Source organism: Streptomyces sp. NPDC057271 (genome assembly GCF_042668715.1).
Classification (GTDB): Bacteria; Actinomycetota; Actinomycetes; order Streptomycetales; family Streptomycetaceae; genus Streptomyces.
On the sequence record NZ_JBHUYJ010000048.1, the window covers coordinates 1 to 16,388 of the forward strand.

Annotated in this window: 18 protein-coding genes; 14 read left to right on the forward strand and 4 right to left on the reverse strand. The window is 70.1% G+C overall.

Annotated elements, in window-relative coordinates:
* A partial coding sequence (locus ACFUJR_RS22070) for a PQQ-binding-like beta-propeller repeat protein (RefSeq protein WP_383450649.1) occupies positions 1-1,331 on the forward strand: 1,331 nt, incomplete at its 5' end.
* 21 nt (positions 1,332-1,352) lie between these two features.
* A complete protein-coding gene (locus ACFUJR_RS22075) occupies positions 1,353-3,659 on the forward strand; it encodes a protein kinase (RefSeq protein WP_383450652.1) in 2,307 nt (768 codons plus the stop codon).
* A 26-nt stretch (positions 3,660-3,685) separates the two neighbouring features.
* On the opposite strand, the gene ACFUJR_RS22080 is transcribed toward ACFUJR_RS22075, so the two are convergent.
* The 3 genes from ACFUJR_RS22080 to ilvA all read right to left on the reverse strand — a co-directional run bounded on the left by ACFUJR_RS22080 (position 3,686) and on the right by ilvA (position 6,910).
* Positions 3,686-4,531 (reverse strand): ABC transporter permease, encoded by an 846-nt coding sequence (locus ACFUJR_RS22080; protein WP_383173557.1) that lies wholly within the window; start codon positions 4,529-4,531, stop codon positions 3,686-3,688.
* Complete coding sequence (locus ACFUJR_RS22085; RefSeq protein WP_383173560.1) at positions 4,528-5,559, reverse strand: ATP-binding cassette domain-containing protein; 1,032 nt, start codon at positions 5,557-5,559, stop codon at positions 4,528-4,530. The genes ACFUJR_RS22080 and ACFUJR_RS22085 overlap by 4 nt, the downstream gene beginning before the upstream one ends.
* A 121-nt stretch (positions 5,560-5,680) precedes the next feature.
* Positions 5,681-6,910: a threonine ammonia-lyase gene (ilvA, locus tag ACFUJR_RS22090; protein WP_383173563.1), complete on the reverse strand. Its 1,230-nt coding sequence runs from the start codon at positions 6,908-6,910 to the stop codon at positions 5,681-5,683.
* 147 nt (positions 6,911-7,057) lie between these two features.
* Between ilvA and ACFUJR_RS22095 the strand changes: the two genes are divergently transcribed.
* From ACFUJR_RS22095 to ACFUJR_RS22110, 4 genes are read left to right on the forward strand one after another with little or no spacing between them, the layout of a single operon-like run.
* Positions 7,058-7,573: a MarR family transcriptional regulator gene (locus ACFUJR_RS22095; RefSeq protein WP_352190124.1), complete on the forward strand. Its 516-nt coding sequence runs from the start codon at positions 7,058-7,060 to the stop codon at positions 7,571-7,573.
* A gap of 31 nt (positions 7,574-7,604) precedes the next feature.
* On the forward strand, positions 7,605-8,069 hold the full coding sequence (locus tag ACFUJR_RS22100; RefSeq protein WP_383173567.1) for a sigma factor-like helix-turn-helix DNA-binding protein: 465 nt from the start codon (positions 7,605-7,607) through the stop codon (positions 8,067-8,069).
* The gene (locus tag ACFUJR_RS22105; RefSeq protein ID WP_383173570.1) at positions 8,066-8,308 is read left to right on the forward strand and encodes a hypothetical protein; all 243 of its coding nucleotides are present in this window, start codon (positions 8,066-8,068) and stop codon (positions 8,306-8,308) included. The genes ACFUJR_RS22100 and ACFUJR_RS22105 overlap by 4 nt, the downstream gene beginning before the upstream one ends.
* 45 nt (positions 8,309-8,353) lie before the next feature.
* On the forward strand, positions 8,354-8,545 hold the full coding sequence (locus ACFUJR_RS22110) for a DUF1059 domain-containing protein (RefSeq protein ID WP_383173573.1): 192 nt from the start codon (positions 8,354-8,356) through the stop codon (positions 8,543-8,545).
* A gap of 127 nt (positions 8,546-8,672) precedes the next feature.
* Here the strand turns inward: ACFUJR_RS22110 and ACFUJR_RS22115 are convergent, their stop codons facing one another.
* Positions 8,673-9,827, reverse strand: coding sequence for a cystathionine gamma-synthase (locus ACFUJR_RS22115; RefSeq protein WP_383173576.1), 1,155 nt, complete (start codon positions 9,825-9,827; stop codon positions 8,673-8,675).
* 73 nt (positions 9,828-9,900) lie between these two features.
* Here ACFUJR_RS22115 and ACFUJR_RS22120 point away from each other — a divergent pair, with 73 nt between their 5' ends.
* From ACFUJR_RS22120 to ACFUJR_RS22155, 8 genes are all read left to right on the forward strand, one after another.
* Positions 9,901-11,010 carry a hypothetical protein gene (locus ACFUJR_RS22120; protein WP_383173579.1) on the forward strand — a complete coding sequence of 370 codons (1,110 nt, stop codon included), beginning with the start codon at positions 9,901-9,903 and terminating at the stop codon, positions 11,008-11,010.
* A 198-nt stretch (positions 11,011-11,208) separates the two neighbouring features.
* Positions 11,209-11,868, forward strand: coding sequence for a peptide-methionine (S)-S-oxide reductase MsrA (gene msrA / locus ACFUJR_RS22125; RefSeq protein WP_383173582.1), 660 nt, complete (start codon positions 11,209-11,211; stop codon positions 11,866-11,868).
* A 176-nt stretch (positions 11,869-12,044) separates the two neighbouring features.
* Positions 12,045-13,358, forward strand: coding sequence for a hypothetical protein (locus ACFUJR_RS22130; protein ID WP_383173585.1), 1,314 nt, complete (start codon positions 12,045-12,047; stop codon positions 13,356-13,358).
* A 168-nt stretch (positions 13,359-13,526) separates the two neighbouring features.
* Positions 13,527-13,733, forward strand: a complete 207-nt coding sequence (locus tag ACFUJR_RS22135) for a hypothetical protein (RefSeq protein WP_060178883.1) — start codon at positions 13,527-13,529, stop codon at positions 13,731-13,733.
* A complete protein-coding gene (locus ACFUJR_RS22140; protein ID WP_327374498.1) occupies positions 13,720-14,229 on the forward strand; it encodes a DUF6879 family protein in 510 nt (169 codons plus the stop codon). Before ACFUJR_RS22135 ends, ACFUJR_RS22140 begins: the two co-directional genes overlap by 14 nt.
* A gap of 23 nt (positions 14,230-14,252) precedes the next feature.
* Positions 14,253-15,059, forward strand: coding sequence for a helix-turn-helix transcriptional regulator (locus ACFUJR_RS22145; RefSeq protein WP_327378388.1), 807 nt, complete (start codon positions 14,253-14,255; stop codon positions 15,057-15,059).
* A gap of 524 nt (positions 15,060-15,583) precedes the next feature.
* On the forward strand, positions 15,584-15,808 hold the full coding sequence (locus tag ACFUJR_RS22150) for a DUF397 domain-containing protein (RefSeq protein ID WP_327374500.1): 225 nt from the start codon (positions 15,584-15,586) through the stop codon (positions 15,806-15,808).
* An 80-nt stretch (positions 15,809-15,888) separates the two neighbouring features.
* Complete coding sequence (locus tag ACFUJR_RS22155; protein ID WP_383173590.1) at positions 15,889-16,353, forward strand: hypothetical protein; 465 nt, start codon at positions 15,889-15,891, stop codon at positions 16,351-16,353.
* The last annotated feature ends 35 nt before the right edge of the window (positions 16,354-16,388 follow it).

Genomic DNA, 16,388 nt, shown 5'->3' on the forward strand with positions numbered 1-16,388 from the left:
GGACGTATCTGCTGTGGCCGGAGGCCGAGAAGCGGCCGCCGGTCCCGGCGGCCCCGCCGACCGCCTCCGCCCCCGAGGTCTCCGGCGTCGACGACCGCGGGCTTCCCGACGCCTCCGGTGTCGTCCCGCAGAACGTGGCGCAGCGGCCAACCGGCTGGAAGCCGTGGAAGGCGAAGCTGAGCGCGCCGGCGTTCGGCTGCTCGGCGGGCGAGTCCGTGGTGGTGTGCCGGACGACGGACGGACGGTACGAGGCCCTGGACACGACGAGCGGGAAGGAGCTGTGGACCGCCGACCTGATCGAGGACCCGCGTGACAACCGCAGCTTCATCGGTCCCACCGGCGGCATGTTCATCGCCGGGTCGTCCGCGCGGCCGGCGGTCCACGGTTCCTCCGTGGTGATCACCTCCCGGGAGAAGCTCCAGGTCCGCGACGCGCGGACCGGGGAGATCCGCTGGGAGGCCGAGGCATGGGGGGCGCAGGACGCGGAGAGCCGACCCGTCGTGGGCGGCGGAATGGTCTTCACGACGACGCCCTCCCCCATGAAGGAAGGGGCCAGGGAGATGGTCGACCTGACCGCGTTCTCGCTGGCCGACGGCAAGCCGGTGTGGACCAAGTCCCTCACCAACTCGGCCTTGAGCCGCGCGCAGTTCCGCCCCTTCGATGCCGTGGCCTTCGCGCAGGGGCGGGTGTACGCGCTCGGTGACGCCGGGCTCGTCGCGTACGACGCGAGGAACGGGACGCTGCTCGGGCAGGTCGCGGAGAAGGCCGCCGGCTGCGAGACCGTACGTGTCCTGGGCTCGTCGGCCTACTGCACCGACGTCCGGTCCAACCCGCAGGACGGGACCAGGCAGACCGTTCTGCGGGTCATGGACGCCGCCACCCTGGCGCCCAAGGCGGACCTCCCGACCTCGCTGGCGGGCCTGAACCCCCTGGCCATGGACTCCCGCACGGTCGTCGCCGGAGACGGCAGGGGCATCTCGATCCATGACGCGAAGACCGGAAAGCGGCTGGCGCGGTACGCGACCAAGGCGGCCCCCGCGGGGCTGGAGCAGGCCGTCTCCACCCCGCTGCTCGCCGGCTCGCAGGTCGTGTACGCCGACTTCTCCTCGCTCTACACCGTGCGTCTCGGCACGGACGGCAAGCCCTCCGGTCTGGAGGCCCGAGCGGTGCCCGGGGCCCCCGGGCCACGTGCCCCGAAGGAGTACTCGCAGTCGTACGAGGGTCGGGTCTTCGCCTGGGAGATCCGCGCCCCGGACGTGCTGCCGATCGGCGGTATCGCGTACGTCGTCTACGACCAGGGCGTCGTCGCGTCCGTCGAGCTTCCCAAGTGACGTACTGAAAGGACGTGTTCGGTGCTGGAAGCACTGCCTGCCGGGCAGCCCCCACGCCTCGTCGGCCCCTACCGGCTGCTCGCCCGGCTGGGGGCGGGCGGTATGGGTGAGGTCCATCTGGCGTGCCGGGCTGACGCGCCGACGGCCGATCCGTACCGGATGGCCGCCGTGAAGACCGTCCGGGAGGACCTGGAGGTCGACGGGGACTTCCGGACGCGCTTCCGGCGCGAGATCACGGCGGCGCGGGCCGTGAACAGCCCGTACGCGGCGCTCCTCGTCGACGCCGACGCGGCCGTGCCCTGGCTGGCGACCGAGTACGTGCCCGGGCCCTCGCTCGCCGAGGCGGTCACCCGGGCGGGCGCCCTGCCGGTCGACACCGTACGGGCGCTGGGCGCGGCGCTCGCCCGGGCGTTGGAGTCCGTGCACGGGGCAAAGGTGCTGCACCGGGACCTGAAGCCGGCGAACGTCCTGCTCGGGGCCGCCGGACCGAAGCTCATCGACTTCGGCATCGCGCAGGCCTTCGAGGCGACGGCGCTCACGTCGACGGGGCTCGTGGTGGGCTCGCCGGGGTTCATGTCTCCGGAGCATCTGATCGGCAGCCGGGCGGTCGTGCCCGCGTCGGACGTGTTCTGCCTGGGCGCCGTCCTCGCCTTCGCGGCGAGCGGACGCGGGCCGTTCCACGACGAGGAGATGGCGTCGGTCGTCTTCCGGATCAGCCGGGCCGATGCCGAACTGGACCGTGTGCCAACGGAGTTGCGACCGGTGGTGGAGCGGTGTCTGCGGCTCGACCCGGCGGAGCGGCCGTCTGCCGCGGAGCTCGTGGCGCTGCTCGGAGCGGAGGTCCCGGCGGCGTTCCCGTGGCCGGGCGGGGTGCTCTCGCTCCTTGCCGAGTACGGGGAATCCGCCCGGCGGATCGGCGAGGCGGCGGCGTCCGGGGCGGGCGTGGCCGACCTGCCGACGCTCGCCCCGCAGGTTCCGTACTCCCCGACGGCCGCGGGGGTTCGGCCGGCTGTCGCCGAGGCGCAGGTACGGCGCAGGCCGTGGCGGCGGATCGCGGCTGGGGCGGTGGCCGTGGCCGCCGTGGCGACCGTGGGTGTGGTGCTGCTCGACCGGACGGACGGGCAGGGCGGGCAGGGCGGTTCGGCGGGGGCGACGCCGAGCGGCGGCGTGCGGTCGAGCAGCGCGTCACCCGGCGCGAGCGCCACGCCCGCCGCCCTTGACCATGTGATCCAGCCCTTCGGCGGCGAAGGTCATTCCGGCGACTTCGGCAAGGACGGCTCCGACCGCACGGCCCGCCCCGCCGGCTGGTCGCCCTGGGCGACCAGGACGGACGCGGGCGTCGGCCCGTGCGCGCTGGGCCCGGAGATCCTGGTCTGCTCGGGCGACGGCGGTGCGGCCGTGGCGTTGCGGGCGGCCGACGGGAAGAAGCTGTGGTCGAAGCCCTCGGCGGGCGATGAGCTGCGGGTCGGCGCGCAGTACCCGGCGGTCGTCGGGGACGTCGCCTGGATGACTGGACGTGACGGGCTCGTCGGGTACCGGCTGAGCGACGGCAGTGAGGTCGGACGGCTGGCCGGGCCGGGGGGCGTGTTCGGCGTCAAGGGGACGGACCTGCGCGACAACGTCCTGTACACGACCTATGTCGACACCACGGACTTCGAGAAGCCGTCCGGTCTGGTGACGGCGGTCCCGCTGTCGGGGGACGGCCCTCCGAAGGAACGGTGGCGGCAGCCGATCAGCGTCTTCCCCGAGTCCCCCGTGGCCTCCGGCGGACAGGTCTACGTCCCCGGGAACGGCACGGTGCTGGCGCTGGACGCCCGGACGGGCAGCCAGACGGCCCGGGCTCAGGGCCTCGACGGCTGCTACCGGATCATCGTCGGCGCGCGCCGCGTGCTCTGTCCGCAGGCGGGGCAGGACGGCGTCGAGGTCCTCGACGCCCGCACCCTGAAGCGGGAGCGGACGGTCGGGCGGGGGACCCAGGTGACGGCCTTGGCGGTGAACTCCACGGGAGTGGTGGCGCTGAGCGACGGCGCGACGCTCTCGACGTACGACCTGAAGTCCGGCGCCGAACGCTGGAGGCGGGTCGTCGAAGGGGAGTGGGTGGCGTTCGCCGGTGACCGGCTGCTGACCGGCAGGCAGTCGACGGTCGCCTCGGTTCCGGTGACCGATCCGCCGGCCTCTGTCCCCGGTTCCGCCGAGAGGACGTTCAACACGCCCGAGGGGACGGCCGCCGTGGAGGGCGAGGACGTGGCCACCGGCGCCGTCGCCGCCGGCGGGGCCGTCTTCATCGGCCTCGCCGGCGGCGTCGTCGTCTCGGGCTACGCCCCCTAGCCCGGACAGTCCCTAGGCGGTCGCCGCTACGCGGTCGCCGAGCGGTACTTCCGCACCGACAGTGTCCTGAACACCACGATGATCAGCACCGACCAGAGGATCGACGCCCACACCGGGTGCTGCATCGGCCAGGCGTCGGATGTCGAGACCCCCGGGTTGCCGAACAGGACGCGGCACGCCTGGACCGTCGCGCTGAAGGGGTTCCATTCGGCGATCGGCTGCAGCCAGGACGCCATCTGGGCGGAGTCCACGAACGCGATCGAGATGAACGTGACCGGGAAGAGCCAGATCAGGCCGCCGGACGTGGCGGCCTCCGGTGTGCGGACCGAGAGGCCGATCAGTGCGCCGATCCAGGAGAAGGCGTAGCCGAGGAGGAGCAGCAGGGCGAAGGCGCCCAGGGCCTTCGGGACGCCCTCGTGGATGCGCCAGCCGACCAGGAGGGCGACGATCGCGAGGACCACGACCGTGAGGGCGGTCTGCACCAGGTCGGCCAGGGTGCGGCCGGTGAGGACCGCGCCGCGGGCCATCGGCAGGGAGCGGAAGCGGTCGATCAGGCCCTTGTGCATGTCGTCGGCGATGCCCGCGCCCGCGCCGGCCGTGGCGAAGGTGACCGTCTGGGCGAAGATGCCGGCCATCAGGAACTCGCGGTACACGAGGGGGTCCGTCGTGCCCCCGATGGTCATGGAGCCGCCGAAGACGAAGCTGAACAGCACCACGAACATGATCGGCTGGATGAGCCCGAAGACGACCATCTCGGGGATGCGGGACATCCGGATCAGGTTGCGCTTGGCGACGACCAGCGAGTCGCCGATGGACTGGGCGATGCCGCCGCGCGGCTTCGGGGCCGCGACGGCTTCGTTCACTGCGGTCACTTCGCCGCCTCCCTCTGGTCACGGCCGCGACCCTTCGCGTCCTGTGCCGCTCCGCCGGACTCCTCGTCCTCCCGTTCGGCCGCGTGGCCGGTCAGCGAGATGAAGACGTCGTCGAGGGTGGGGCGGCGCAGTCCGATGTCGTCGATCTCGACGCCGACGGTGTCCAGGTCGCGGATGACCTCGGCCAGCAGCTTGGCTCCGCCGGTGACCGGGACGGTGAGCTTGCGGGTGTGGTTCTCGACGGAGACCTCGCCGTGGCCGATGCCCGCCAGGCCGTAACGGGCGAGGACGTCCCGGGTCGGGGCGATCATCTCCGGCTCGTGGACGACGACCTCGACGCGCTCGCCGCCGGTCTGGGCCTTGAGCTGGTCCGAGGTGCCGCGGGCGATGACCTTGCCGTGGTCGATGACGCAGATGTCGTGGGCCAGGTGGTCGGCCTCCTCCAGGTACTGCGTGGTCAGGAGAAGGGTCGTACCGCCCGCGACGAGCTCCTGGATGACCTCCCAGAGCGCCTGCCGGTTCCGCGGGTCGAGGCCGGTCGTCGGCTCGTCCATGAACATCACGGGCGGGGAGACGACGAGCGCGGCGGCGAGGTCGAGGCGGCGGCGCATGCCGCCGGAGTACGTCTTGGCGGTGCGGTCGGCCGCGTCGGCGAGGTTGAACCGTTCCAGCAGCTCGTCCGCCCGCGCCTTCGCCCGCCTGGCGTTCAACTGGTAGAGCTGCCCGACCATCTGGAGGTTCTCGCGGCCGGTCAGATACTCGTCGACGGCGGCGAACTGGCCGGAGAGCCCGATGGACCGCCGGACCTCGTTGGGGTGCTTCCGTACGTCGATTCCCGCGACGAACGCCTTTCCGCTGTCCGGCTGGAGGAGTGTCGTCAGCACCCGCACGGCGGTCGTCTTCCCCGCGCCGTTGGGGCCGAGCAGGCCCAGGACCGTGCCCTCGGGTACGTCGAGGTCCACGCCGTCCAGAGCTCGTACGTCGCCGAAGGTCTTCACCAGACCCTCGGCGTAGATCGCGCCTGGCATGTGGGTTCTCCCAGGAATTCGGGCGTTTCCGCCCAAGTTTAGGTTTGAACGGCAGCCGCCGCCCACGGATTGTGTGACCCGGACCACACGCTAACGCGATATATCGCGAACCACAAGGGGATTACGCCATCACCACGTACCCCGCGTCCCGCAGTGCCGCCTCGACCTCCCGGCAGTGCTCGGGACCCTTCGTCTCCAGGTGCAGTTCCACCTCCGCCTCCGTCAGCCCCAGACGGGGATCGGTGCGCACATGGCTCACGTCAAGGACGTTCGCGTCCACCACCGTCAGCACCGCGAGCAGCGTCGCCAGCGCGCCCGGCCGGTCCGTCACCCGCAGCCGCAGGCTCAGATAGCGGCCCCCCGCCGCCATGCCGTGCCGCAGGACCCGCTGCATCAGCACCGGATCGACGTTCCCGCCCGACAGGACCGCCACCACCGGCCCCTGGAACGCCCTCGGGTCGCTCAGCAGCGCCGCGACCGGGCTCGCGCCGGCCGGTTCCACGACCAGCTTCGCCCGCTCCAGACAGAGCAGCAGCGCCGAGGAGAGCGCGTCCTCGGAGACGGTACGGATCTCGTCCACGTACTCGCGCACGATCGCGAACGGCACATCGCCGGGCCGCCCGACCTTGATCCCGTCCGCCATCGTCACCGGCGACCCGATCGCCACCGGATGCCCCGCGGCCAGCGACGGCGGATAGGCGGCCGCGCCCTCCGCCTGCACGCCGATCACCTTCACGTCGGGACGTACCGACTTCACCGCGAGCGCGACACCGGCCACGAGCCCTCCCCCGCCGACGCCCACCAGGATCGTGCGGACCTCCGGGCACTGCTCCAGGATCTCCAGGCCGACCGTGCCCTGCCCCGCGATGATGTCCGGGTGGTCGAAGGGGTGGATGAAGACCGCGCCGGTCTCCGCCGCGTACTCCTCCGCCGCCGCCAGCGTCTCGTCCACGACGTGGCCGTGCAGCCGCACCTCGGCCCCGTACTCCCGGGTCGCGGCGACCTTCGGCAGCGGGGCGCCGACCGGCATGAAGACCGTGGAGTGCACCCCGAGCAGCGCGGAGGCGAGGGCGACACCCTGCGCGTGGTTGCCCGCCGACGCGGCGACCACCCCGGCCGCCCGCTGCTCGGGACGGAGCCCCGCGATCCGTACGTACGCGCCGCGCAGCTTGAACGAACCCGTTCGTTGAAGGTTCTCGCACTTGAGGTGAACCGGGGCTCCCACCAGCGAGGACAGATGCCGGCTCCCCTCCATCGCGGTCATCCGGGCCACCCCGGACAGCATCTTCTGCGCCCCGCGCACGTCGTCGAGGATCAGCGGATGCAAGGGGTCTGGCCGACGGAAGCTCATGACAGCAAGTCTCGCAGCTCACGTGGCTCGTGGCCGCCCGGCGAGAGGTCGTCGCAGCCGGTTTGCGCAGCGCAGGTACGGACCCTCGCGGGTCCGCGTACTCTGTCCCCCACCAACCGACCGCCGCACGAGAGAGCCCCCACAGCCATGCCCACATCTCAGGACATGACGACTGAGCTTGACCCCGGTCTCCTCGATGCCCTCCAGCACCAGGTGGCCGTCTTCGCGCGCCGGGCCGAACAGACCCGCCTCGGCGGCACCGGCCAGCTCCGCAACTCGATGGACCGGGCGGCGTACCTGCTCCTGAACCGGCTCGACCAGGAAGGTCCGATGGGCGTCAAGGCGCTCGCGGCGGGCATGGGCATCGACTCCTCGACCGTCACCCGCCAGGTCGCCCCGCTCGTGGACACGGGCCTGGTCAAGCGCACCTCGCACCCCGAGGACGGGCGCGCGGTCGTGCTCCAGCTCTCCCCGCGCGGCCTGGCCCGCCTGGAGGAGGTCCGCGCCTCGCGCCGCGAGCTGATGGCACAGGTGACGGAGGGCTGGACGCCGGCGGAGCGCGAATCCTTCTGCACCCTGCTCACCCGCTTCAACTCCGCGCTCTCCGCCCGGCAGTCGGGCCTGCCGCCCGCCACCGACACGGAGTCCGGCGCGACCTCTTGACCCCGGCCGTCCCCTGTCCTCATATGAGGACGTGCGAGATCGACAGGACGGCCGGTCGGGCGAGAACCGCTTCCGCGCCCGGCAGTTCGAGGCGTTCGTGGCGGGGGCGGCGGGGCGGCTGCTGCATGCCGCGACGCTGCTGACCGCGGAGACGCGGGACGCCAACCCGCGCGCCCAGGCCCTGTTGACCGCCTCCCTCGCCCACACCTACGCCCACTGGGACCGGCTGCGCGGCGAGGATCCGTACGACCGCACCCGCGCCGACCTCGCCACCCGCTTCGCGCGCACCGCCTGGCGGCACCACCGCGGCCGGGGCGGCCTCCTCTCCGCGCTCACTCCGCAGGAACGTCTCGTCGTGGTGCTGCGGCTGTACGAGGGGGTGGCCGAGGAGCAGACCGCGGCCCTGCTCGGACTGGCCGAGGAGCGCGTACGGGCCATCTGCGCCCGGTCCGTGTCCGCGCTGCGGGACCGACGCGGCGGGAGCCTCGCCTCGTGAGCCGGTACGAGGACGAGGTGCGGCGGATGCTGGAATCCCCGCACCCGCAGGTCCCCGCCGAACTGGTCGCGCGGGCCATGACGCGCGGCGCCCGGCTGCTCCACCGCGACCGGGCCGTCCGCCGGGCCCTGTGGATGCTGCTCGTCGTGGCCGTGCTCGCCTTCGCGGTCTGGGCGACGGTGGCCGAGCCCTGGAGCGTGCCGCCCGCGGAGACGACGCCACCGCTCGAAGGCTGGTGACGGCGGACTTAGCCTGGAAGAAGCAGGGCGAGTCGAGGAGGTCTCATGACCAGGAAAGTCGCCGACTGCCGCAAGGAACCCAGCGTGATGGGCTGCACCCTCACCATCACCGGTGAGGAAGAGGAAGTCGTCCGCGCCGCGACCGAACACGCGATCTCGGTGCATGGGCACGAGGACAGCCCCGAGCTGCGGAAGATGATCCGGGAATCGCTGGAGGACGAGAAGGTACCGGCCTGACCGGGCGGTGACCGCAGTCGGGCGCCCCTCGCAGGAGCGCCCGACTGGAACGCGTGGAGACGCGGGCAATGCGTGGAGACGCGGGCACCGGCCGTACCACTCGGCCACGGGCCCGCTCCTGCCGGTACTAGCCCAGCGCCTGGCGCAGGTCCGCGAGCAGGTCGTCCACGTTCTCGATGCCCACGGAGAGGCGGACCAGGTCCGCCGGGACCTCCAGGGCCGAGCCCGCCACGCTCGCGTGCGTCATGCGGCCCGGGTGCTCGATCAGCGACTCGACGCCGCCGAGGGACTCGCCGAGGGTGAAGAGCTTCGCGCGGTTGCAGACCTCGACCGCCGCCTCCTCGCCGCCCTCCACCCGGAAGGAGATCATTCCGCCGAAGGCCTTCATCTGCTTGGCGGCGATCTCGTGGCCCGGGTGCTCCGGCAGACCCGGGTACAGGACCTGGGTGACCTTCGGGTGCTGCGTCAGCATCTCCACGATCTTGCCCGCGTTCTCGCTGTGCCGGTCCATGCGGACGGCGAGCGTCTTGATGCCACGCAGCACGATCCACGAGTCGAACGGACCGGCCACCGCGCCCATCGCGTTCTGGTGGTACGCCAGCTCCTCGCCGAGCGCCTCGTCGGCCGTCACCAGGGCGCCGCCCACGACGTCCGAGTGGCCGCCCATGTACTTCGTCAGCGAGTGCACGACGACGTCCGCGCCGAGCGACAGCGGCTGCTGGAGGTAGGGCGAGGCGAAGGTGTTGTCGACGACGAGCTTCGCGCTCGCCGACCGGGCCACGGCCGCGACCGCCGCGATGTCGGTGATGCCGAGCAGCGGGTTCGACGGGGTCTCGACCCAGATCACCTTCGTACGGTCGTTGACCGCGGCGCGCACCGCGTCGACGTCGGAGGTGTCGGCCACGGAGAAGTCCACGCCCCAGCGCTGGACGACCTTGGCGAAGAGCCGGAAGGTGCCGCCATAGGCGTCGTTGGGGATCACCACGTGGTCGCCGGGGGCGAGCAGCGTGCGCAGCAGGCAGTCCTCGGCGGCCAGACCGGAGGCGAAGGCCAGCCCGCGGCGGCCGCCTTCGAGGGCCGCGAGGTTCTCCTCCAGCGCGGTGCGCGTGGGGTTGGCGCTCCGGCTGTACTCGTAGCCCCCGCGCAGTCCGCCCACGCCGTCCTGCTTGTAGGTGGAGACCTGGTAGATCGGCGGGACGACCGCGCCGGTCAGCGGGTCGGCGGTGTTGCCCGCGTGGATCGCGCGGGTCTCGAAGCTCTGGTGGATGTGCTCATCGCTCATGGTTCAGGAGCGTAGTCCCGAGGGCCGGGGACCGCCGCCCGATGTCTCAGGGAGTGTCCTGGACAATGGGCACATGGAGATTCTCTGGTTCCTGATGGCGCTGGCTCTGTTGATCGCTGTCGTGACCCCGTACGTGAGGCGCCGCCGGTCCGGCGTCGGCATCCGTCAGGTCGCGCCCGGCTCGCCGGACGCCGCCGACCCCGAGGCGTACGGCTTCCTGCGCCAGGAGGAGCAGGACGTACGGATGCCGGGGCCGGACCGGGATCTGCTCGACGTGCTCGACGTGGTCCAGGCGACGCAGGACTGGCGGGCGGCCTCGCAGCTCCTCGCCGGGACGGAGAAGGAGGGCGAGGTCCGCTGGCAGCGCGTCCAGGCGTTCGCGGGCGCGGCCTCACTCGAACTCCAGCAGAAGCCCGGGGTCGGCGGTGCGTGGCTGCGCGCCTGGCGGGCCGACTCGCCGAAGGACCCGGGCGGGGCCGCCGTGCACGCCGAGTTCCTGGTGCAGCAGGCGTGGCGCTCGTCCTCGGCCGGCAGCGACGACTTCCGGATCATCCTCGAAGAGGCCAGGAAGGTGAGCGAGGAGGCGGCTCTGCTCGCCCCCGGGGACCCCGTCCCGTACATCGTGCAGCTCGCGGTCGCGCGCGGACTCGGCTACAGCCACGAGGAGTTCGACCAGGTCTGGGCGAAGATCATCGACCGCGCGCCGCAGCACATGGGCGCGCACCTGGCCGCGCTGCACTACTGGTGCGAGAAGTGGCACGGCTCGCGCGAGGACGCCGACCGGTTCGCGACGTCGGCCGCCGCCCGCGCCCCGCAGGGCTCGCTGCTCGCCGCGCTGCCGCTGTTCGCGGTCTACGAGCACCTGCCGGAGATCGTCCTCGTCCAGGACTTCTTCCGCACCGAGGTGGTGCGCAAGGCGATGGAGGGCGCGCTGTACGCGGTGCACTCGGCGCGCGCCGACGACCCGATGCTGGCGCACGTCCGGCACATGCTGATCCTCTTCCTGGTCCGCGGGGAGCGCTGGCAGGAGGCCATGCACCAACTGGTCCACGTGGACGGCCACGTGGGCGCGCTGCCGTGGACGCTGAGCGGGGACCCGGCGGCGGAGTACACGGTGTACCGGAACCTGGCGGTGGCGGGCTACGAGGCCAACGGCGGCAGCCCGGCGACACTGCCGCACTGACGCGACGGCGCGCGGGCCCGGCGGCGAGACCCACGGCGACACTCCGCGGCGGCACCCGCGCGGCACCGAGACCCACGGCGACACTCCGCGGCGGCACGCGCGCGTGACCGGACGCCCGAGCCGGATGCGGCGGCCTGGCGGGAATCCCCTCCGGGCCCCGGGCGTTGTGCGTAACGCCCACCGTCGAGGAGATGCCGCATGTTCCTGTCACGCACCCCCGTCCTCCCCACGCCCGAGCAGGCGCTCAAGGGTCGGTCCGAGTCCGAGTTCGCGGTACCCGAGCGCCACACGGTGCTGGGCACGCCGCTGCTCGGCCCGTACCCCGAGGGTCTTGAGGTGGCCGACTTCGCCCTGGGCTGTTTCTGGGGCGCCGAGCGCAAGTTCTGGCAGACCGAGGGCGTCTGGACGACCCTCGTCGGTTATCAGGGCGGCATCACGCCGCACCCCGTCTACGAGGAGGTCTGCTCGGGCCTCACGGGCCACACCGAGGTCGTCCGGGTCGTCTTCGACCCGTCGAAGGTCTCGTACGAGCGGTTGCTCAAGCTCTTCTGGGAGTCCCACGACCCGACCCAGGGCTTCCGCCAGGGCAACGACGTCGGTACCCAGTACCGCTCCGCCGTCTACACCCACTCCGACGCCCAGGCCGCCGCCGCCGACACCTCCCGCGCGGCGTACCAGAAGGTCCTGACGGGCTCCGGCTACGGCACGATCACCACGGAGATCCTCCCTTCCGACGGCCGCCCCTTCTACCCGGCCGAGGGTTACCACCAGCAGTACCTCGACCGCAACATTAACGGCTACTGCGGCATCGGCGGGACGGGCGTGGCCTGCCCGATCGGCATCGCCGAGGCTGACTGATTCGCCAGGCGGTTACGGGGTCGGCGGCTGTCGCCGCCGGCCCTTGCGAGCACCCGCCGCACTGCGCGCGCACCTCGTACATGAACGCCTGGCCTGAGCGCCTCGGTCGCACCTTCCCCACGCTGACACCCAGCCAGCATATGATTGACCGTCACCACGACTGTTGGGGGAGCATCTTGGACTTCTGGCTGAGCCTCGGCTTCAAGGGAAACCCCTACGTCGTGAAGCCACTCCCTGGCAGCGAGGACGGACGCGAGCTACTGGTCGGCCGCGATAGGGAACTTCGCGCCCTGCTCCGGCGTGTCCGCGAAAGTGACATGCACGTCGTCCTGGAAGGCCCGAACGGCGTCGGCAAGACGAGCCTGGTTTCTGTCGCCACATGGGTGGCAAGCGAAGACTATAGGCAAGGGCGAAGCCAGCAACTCTACCTGCCCCTACCCGAACCACTACAGATCAAGGAAGACGCGGAGGAGTTCATCAGCTCCTGCTATTTTGCCATTGCCCGCGCCTTTCTGGAACACGAAGACACACTCAAGCGGGCAGGCCGCACCGTACCGCGTACCAAAGATTTGAACCTTTGGCTCAATTCCCCGATCCTCAGGAGTCGCGCCGGCGGAATAACGAGCCCATTCGGAGGCTTCTCCGCAGCCGTCGGGGCCTCCGCCAACACATCACAAGCATTCACACAGGCGGGATTCAGGGCAGCCTGCAAGAAATGGCTCTCTGAAGCATTTCCAGATGGCTCGGGCGGCTTCATTGGCCTGATCGACAACCTGGAACTAATCGATGTATCAAGTGACGCCCAGCGCGTAATCGAAGAGATCCGAGACCCCGTCCTCCAACTTCCAGGAACTCGCTGGGTAATTTGCGGAGCTCGCGGAATCGCACGCTCTGTCGCTGCCACTCCACGCCTTAACGGCGTCCTTTCGGACCCGATCGACATCGCCCCAGTTCCCGACGCTTTCATTCCAGAGCTGATCGAGGCGAGGTTGAAGCACTACAGCACGGGTCCGGAAACCTCAGCCCCTGTTTCCTCTCGCTCCTTCGAGCACATATACGATGTGAGTCACCAGAATCTGCGCGACTCACTAGGTTACGCGCAGGATTTCTCCTTCGACTTCGAGCCTGAATTCTTCAGCGACAGCACTTCGGATCAAATCGACGATGCAGCCAGGAAATGGCTCGCCGAGCTTGCCATGAAATATGAGCGAGACATCCACTTGCAGCCGCGCATGTGGAGACTGCTTGAGGACCTCGCCGGAATTGGTGGCACATGCTCCCCCGGGGATCATCAAACACTCGGGTTTAATGACCGGACCCACATGAGGAAGAATGTTGTGGATCTGGAGCGGTTCAAGCTGGTGACGAGCAGCCGGGATGAAACTGACCAGCGACGCAGATCGATCGAAATGACATCGAAGGGGTGGCTGGTCTATTACTCCCGCTCCCAGGGACTCATCAACCCCACACTGCCTGGATTCTCCACCTGAGAGGTGACGTGGAAACAGCTCCTTAGCCACGAGCCGAGGAGCTTCATGCCCGCCAACTCCCCGAGGGGCGACTCTTTCCTGTTCTGGAAAGAACCGGCACTTGACCTTGCCCCAAGCATCTAGGGAGCATCGAACGCGACAGGCGTACGCCGACATGTGGGGGCGAGGATGCTGCGGAAGCTGTCCGGTGACCCGGAGTGCAGGAACGGAACGTGCCCGACGCTGTGGGGTACTGAGGACGCCAAGGACTACGTAGTGCAGGGTTACGTCATCACCGACCCCGAGCGGCTGGCGCAGCTCGACCTGCCTGAGGGCGAGACCGCCGTCGTTGTCCCGGCCGCGGTGCTGGAGGAGTACTTCCGTGCTCAACGGTGAGGAGTTGGGCCGTCTCTTCGAGACGTTCGAGCGGACCGCCTTCCGCTTGGAGACGCTCTCCGTCTACAACGTGGAGGACGAGCGCGAGGAGTTCGAACGCTTCCTGGCCGGCGGGGACATGGGCCCCACCTGGGACGACAACCCATGGGTACGGTCGATGACCGACAAGGGCAAGCAGGTCTCACGCGTCCACATCCTTCGGTCTCCACTGACCGACTACCTGCGGTACGAACTGGCCGCCTATCCGGGCAACATCGCGGCCGGCGAGACCATCGGAATCCTCGACTTGTCAGAGCAGGCCGTGACCGGCCTGCCCGATCACGACTTCTGGTTGTTCGATGACCAGGACGTGTACCGGATGCACTACACGCCCGAAGGTGCGTTCATCGGCGCCGACCTGCTTGCTGCCCACCGCCTTGCCGAGTATCAGGACTACCGAGACCGCGCGTTGGCCGAAGCGGTGCCGTTCTCGGACTACTGGGAGCGGCACCACTGACTGCCGACTCGATCGGGAAAGCCCTGCGGGCGCTGCGCGACGCATCCGGACTCACGGGTGACTCGGTGGCCCGCAGGGCTTCCATGTCTGCCGGGAAGCTCTCGAAGATCGAGACGGGCAAGGTACGACCGACCGTCCAGGACATAGACCTGGTACTCACTGCCATAGGCGTGAGCGAGGACGTCAAGGAAGAGTTCCTGGCAGCCGCCCGCGCTGAAGCTACCGAGGCCACAGCATGGCGCCTGCTGCGCCGCACGGGCCCGTGGAAGCACCAGAAGACCATCCGGGCCATCGAGGCCGGCACGACCACACTCAGGCTCTTTCAGGGGCAGCTCATTCCCGGCCTCCTCCAGACGCCCGAGTACGCCTACGCCGTCTTCTCCCTACCTCCGTCCCTGCCGGAGGAGACCAGGACCAAGACCGTGGCTGCCCGTCTCGAACGGCAATCCGTCCTGTACGAACCGGGCAGGTCATTCCGCTTCCTGATCTGCGAACACGTACTCCGGTGGCGCATCAGCGAGCCCGTGGTCATGGCGCTCCAGCTCGACCGGCTCGTATCCGTGTCCCGTCTGCCCAACGTCTCGCTGGGTGTCGTCCCGTCCGACCGCCGGATGCCCGACTTCCCCATGACCTGCTTCAGCCTCCACGACGACCGTCTCGTCATCGTGGAGACGTTCCACTCCGAGGTCACCACCCGCGACCCGAAGGACGTCCAGGTCTACCTCGACACCTTCGAACGGTTCGCCGCCGTGGCGGTCTACGGCGATGCCATGAGAGCCCTGGTCGAGGGCATCCGGGACGGATTCTTGCCCCAACAGGAAAGGTCCTAGAAGGAGCTGCTCAGCGGGTGAAGCATCAGCGGTGCCGACATCCGAGGGAGGGAATCCCAGTGAGCAGCCCCAGCACCACGATGGACCCACCGGTTCAACTGTCCCTCCCCCGCACACCGCCTGCGCCTGCGCCGGGTTGCGGTGTTTGCGCTGCCCTTGCGAAGCAACGCACAGCGGCGTACGGCGCCGGGGACCTGTCCGCCGTCTCGGACTGCAACGTCGAGCTGGCCGCACACCCCAAGAAGCACTCTGGGGAGCGGTAGTGGACATGCAGACCTGGAGAGACGGACGTACAGCAGCTCTGAGCGCCTCCGATGCCATGCGCGAGGTGCTCGCCTCCCTGGGCCTGCCGGAGAGCGCCTACGCGGCGATACGCCCACAGGTGACTCCCCGAGGCGAGCCGCTCGTGCACCTGGGCTCGATCCCCGCTGCTCACGTCGAGCAGATCGCAGAGGCGCTGCGAGGCACCGGACACTCCCCGAGCGGGACAGCGGTGCCCTTCCCATCTGAATCAAGGAGGACAGATGACCGACCTGTACGGACTCGACATCACCGGAGCCCACTTCAGCAAGGCGTGTGGAGGCAACACCCACCCGGACGGCGAGGCGTGCGTGACCCTCGCGAAGATCGGGCCGGACGCGTGGGCGATGGGCGACAGCAAGCGCCCGGACGCCGAGCCGCTGCGCTTCACCACGGCCGAGCTGGACGCGGCGGGCATCGACCCCACCCGCTTCGACCTCTCCGCCTGATCCACAGCACCACCTGAACTGACGGCCCCGCCCTCACGCCGACGGGCGGGGCCGTCGTCATCTCTCGGAACGGAGCAGCGGTGCACCACCACGGTTACGCATGGGTGGGGGAGAAGAAGACGTTCGACAAGGAGAGCATCCGCAGACCGGCCGGACAGGCCCCGACCGCGAGCAGCGAGATGGAGGTACATGACCGGTACCGAGAAGCCGTGGCCGTGTTCCCGAACACCGACGTGCCCCCGATCCAGACGGCGCATTGGCTCATGAAACCGCCCTCGATGATCCGAGGGACATGGGAGGAACCCAAGGAAGCCGGCGAATGGCTGGGCCTTCAGCTCGCAGAGTTCGCTCCCCGGTTCGCCTCCGAGCAGGATCGGGAGGTGACCAGACTGGCCCTCCTGGTGAAGGGTGCAGTCGAGCGGCTGGCGTGGGGAGGAGACGTGGCCCTCGGCCACTACCTCAAGGGCACTGTCTTCCACTCTGTCGCCCTTGTGACGTGCACGCCGAACCGCGCTGCTCCCGACCTGCCCTGTCCCGCCAGGTAGGTCCGCGCATGACAGCGGCCCCCGCGTATGCCGAG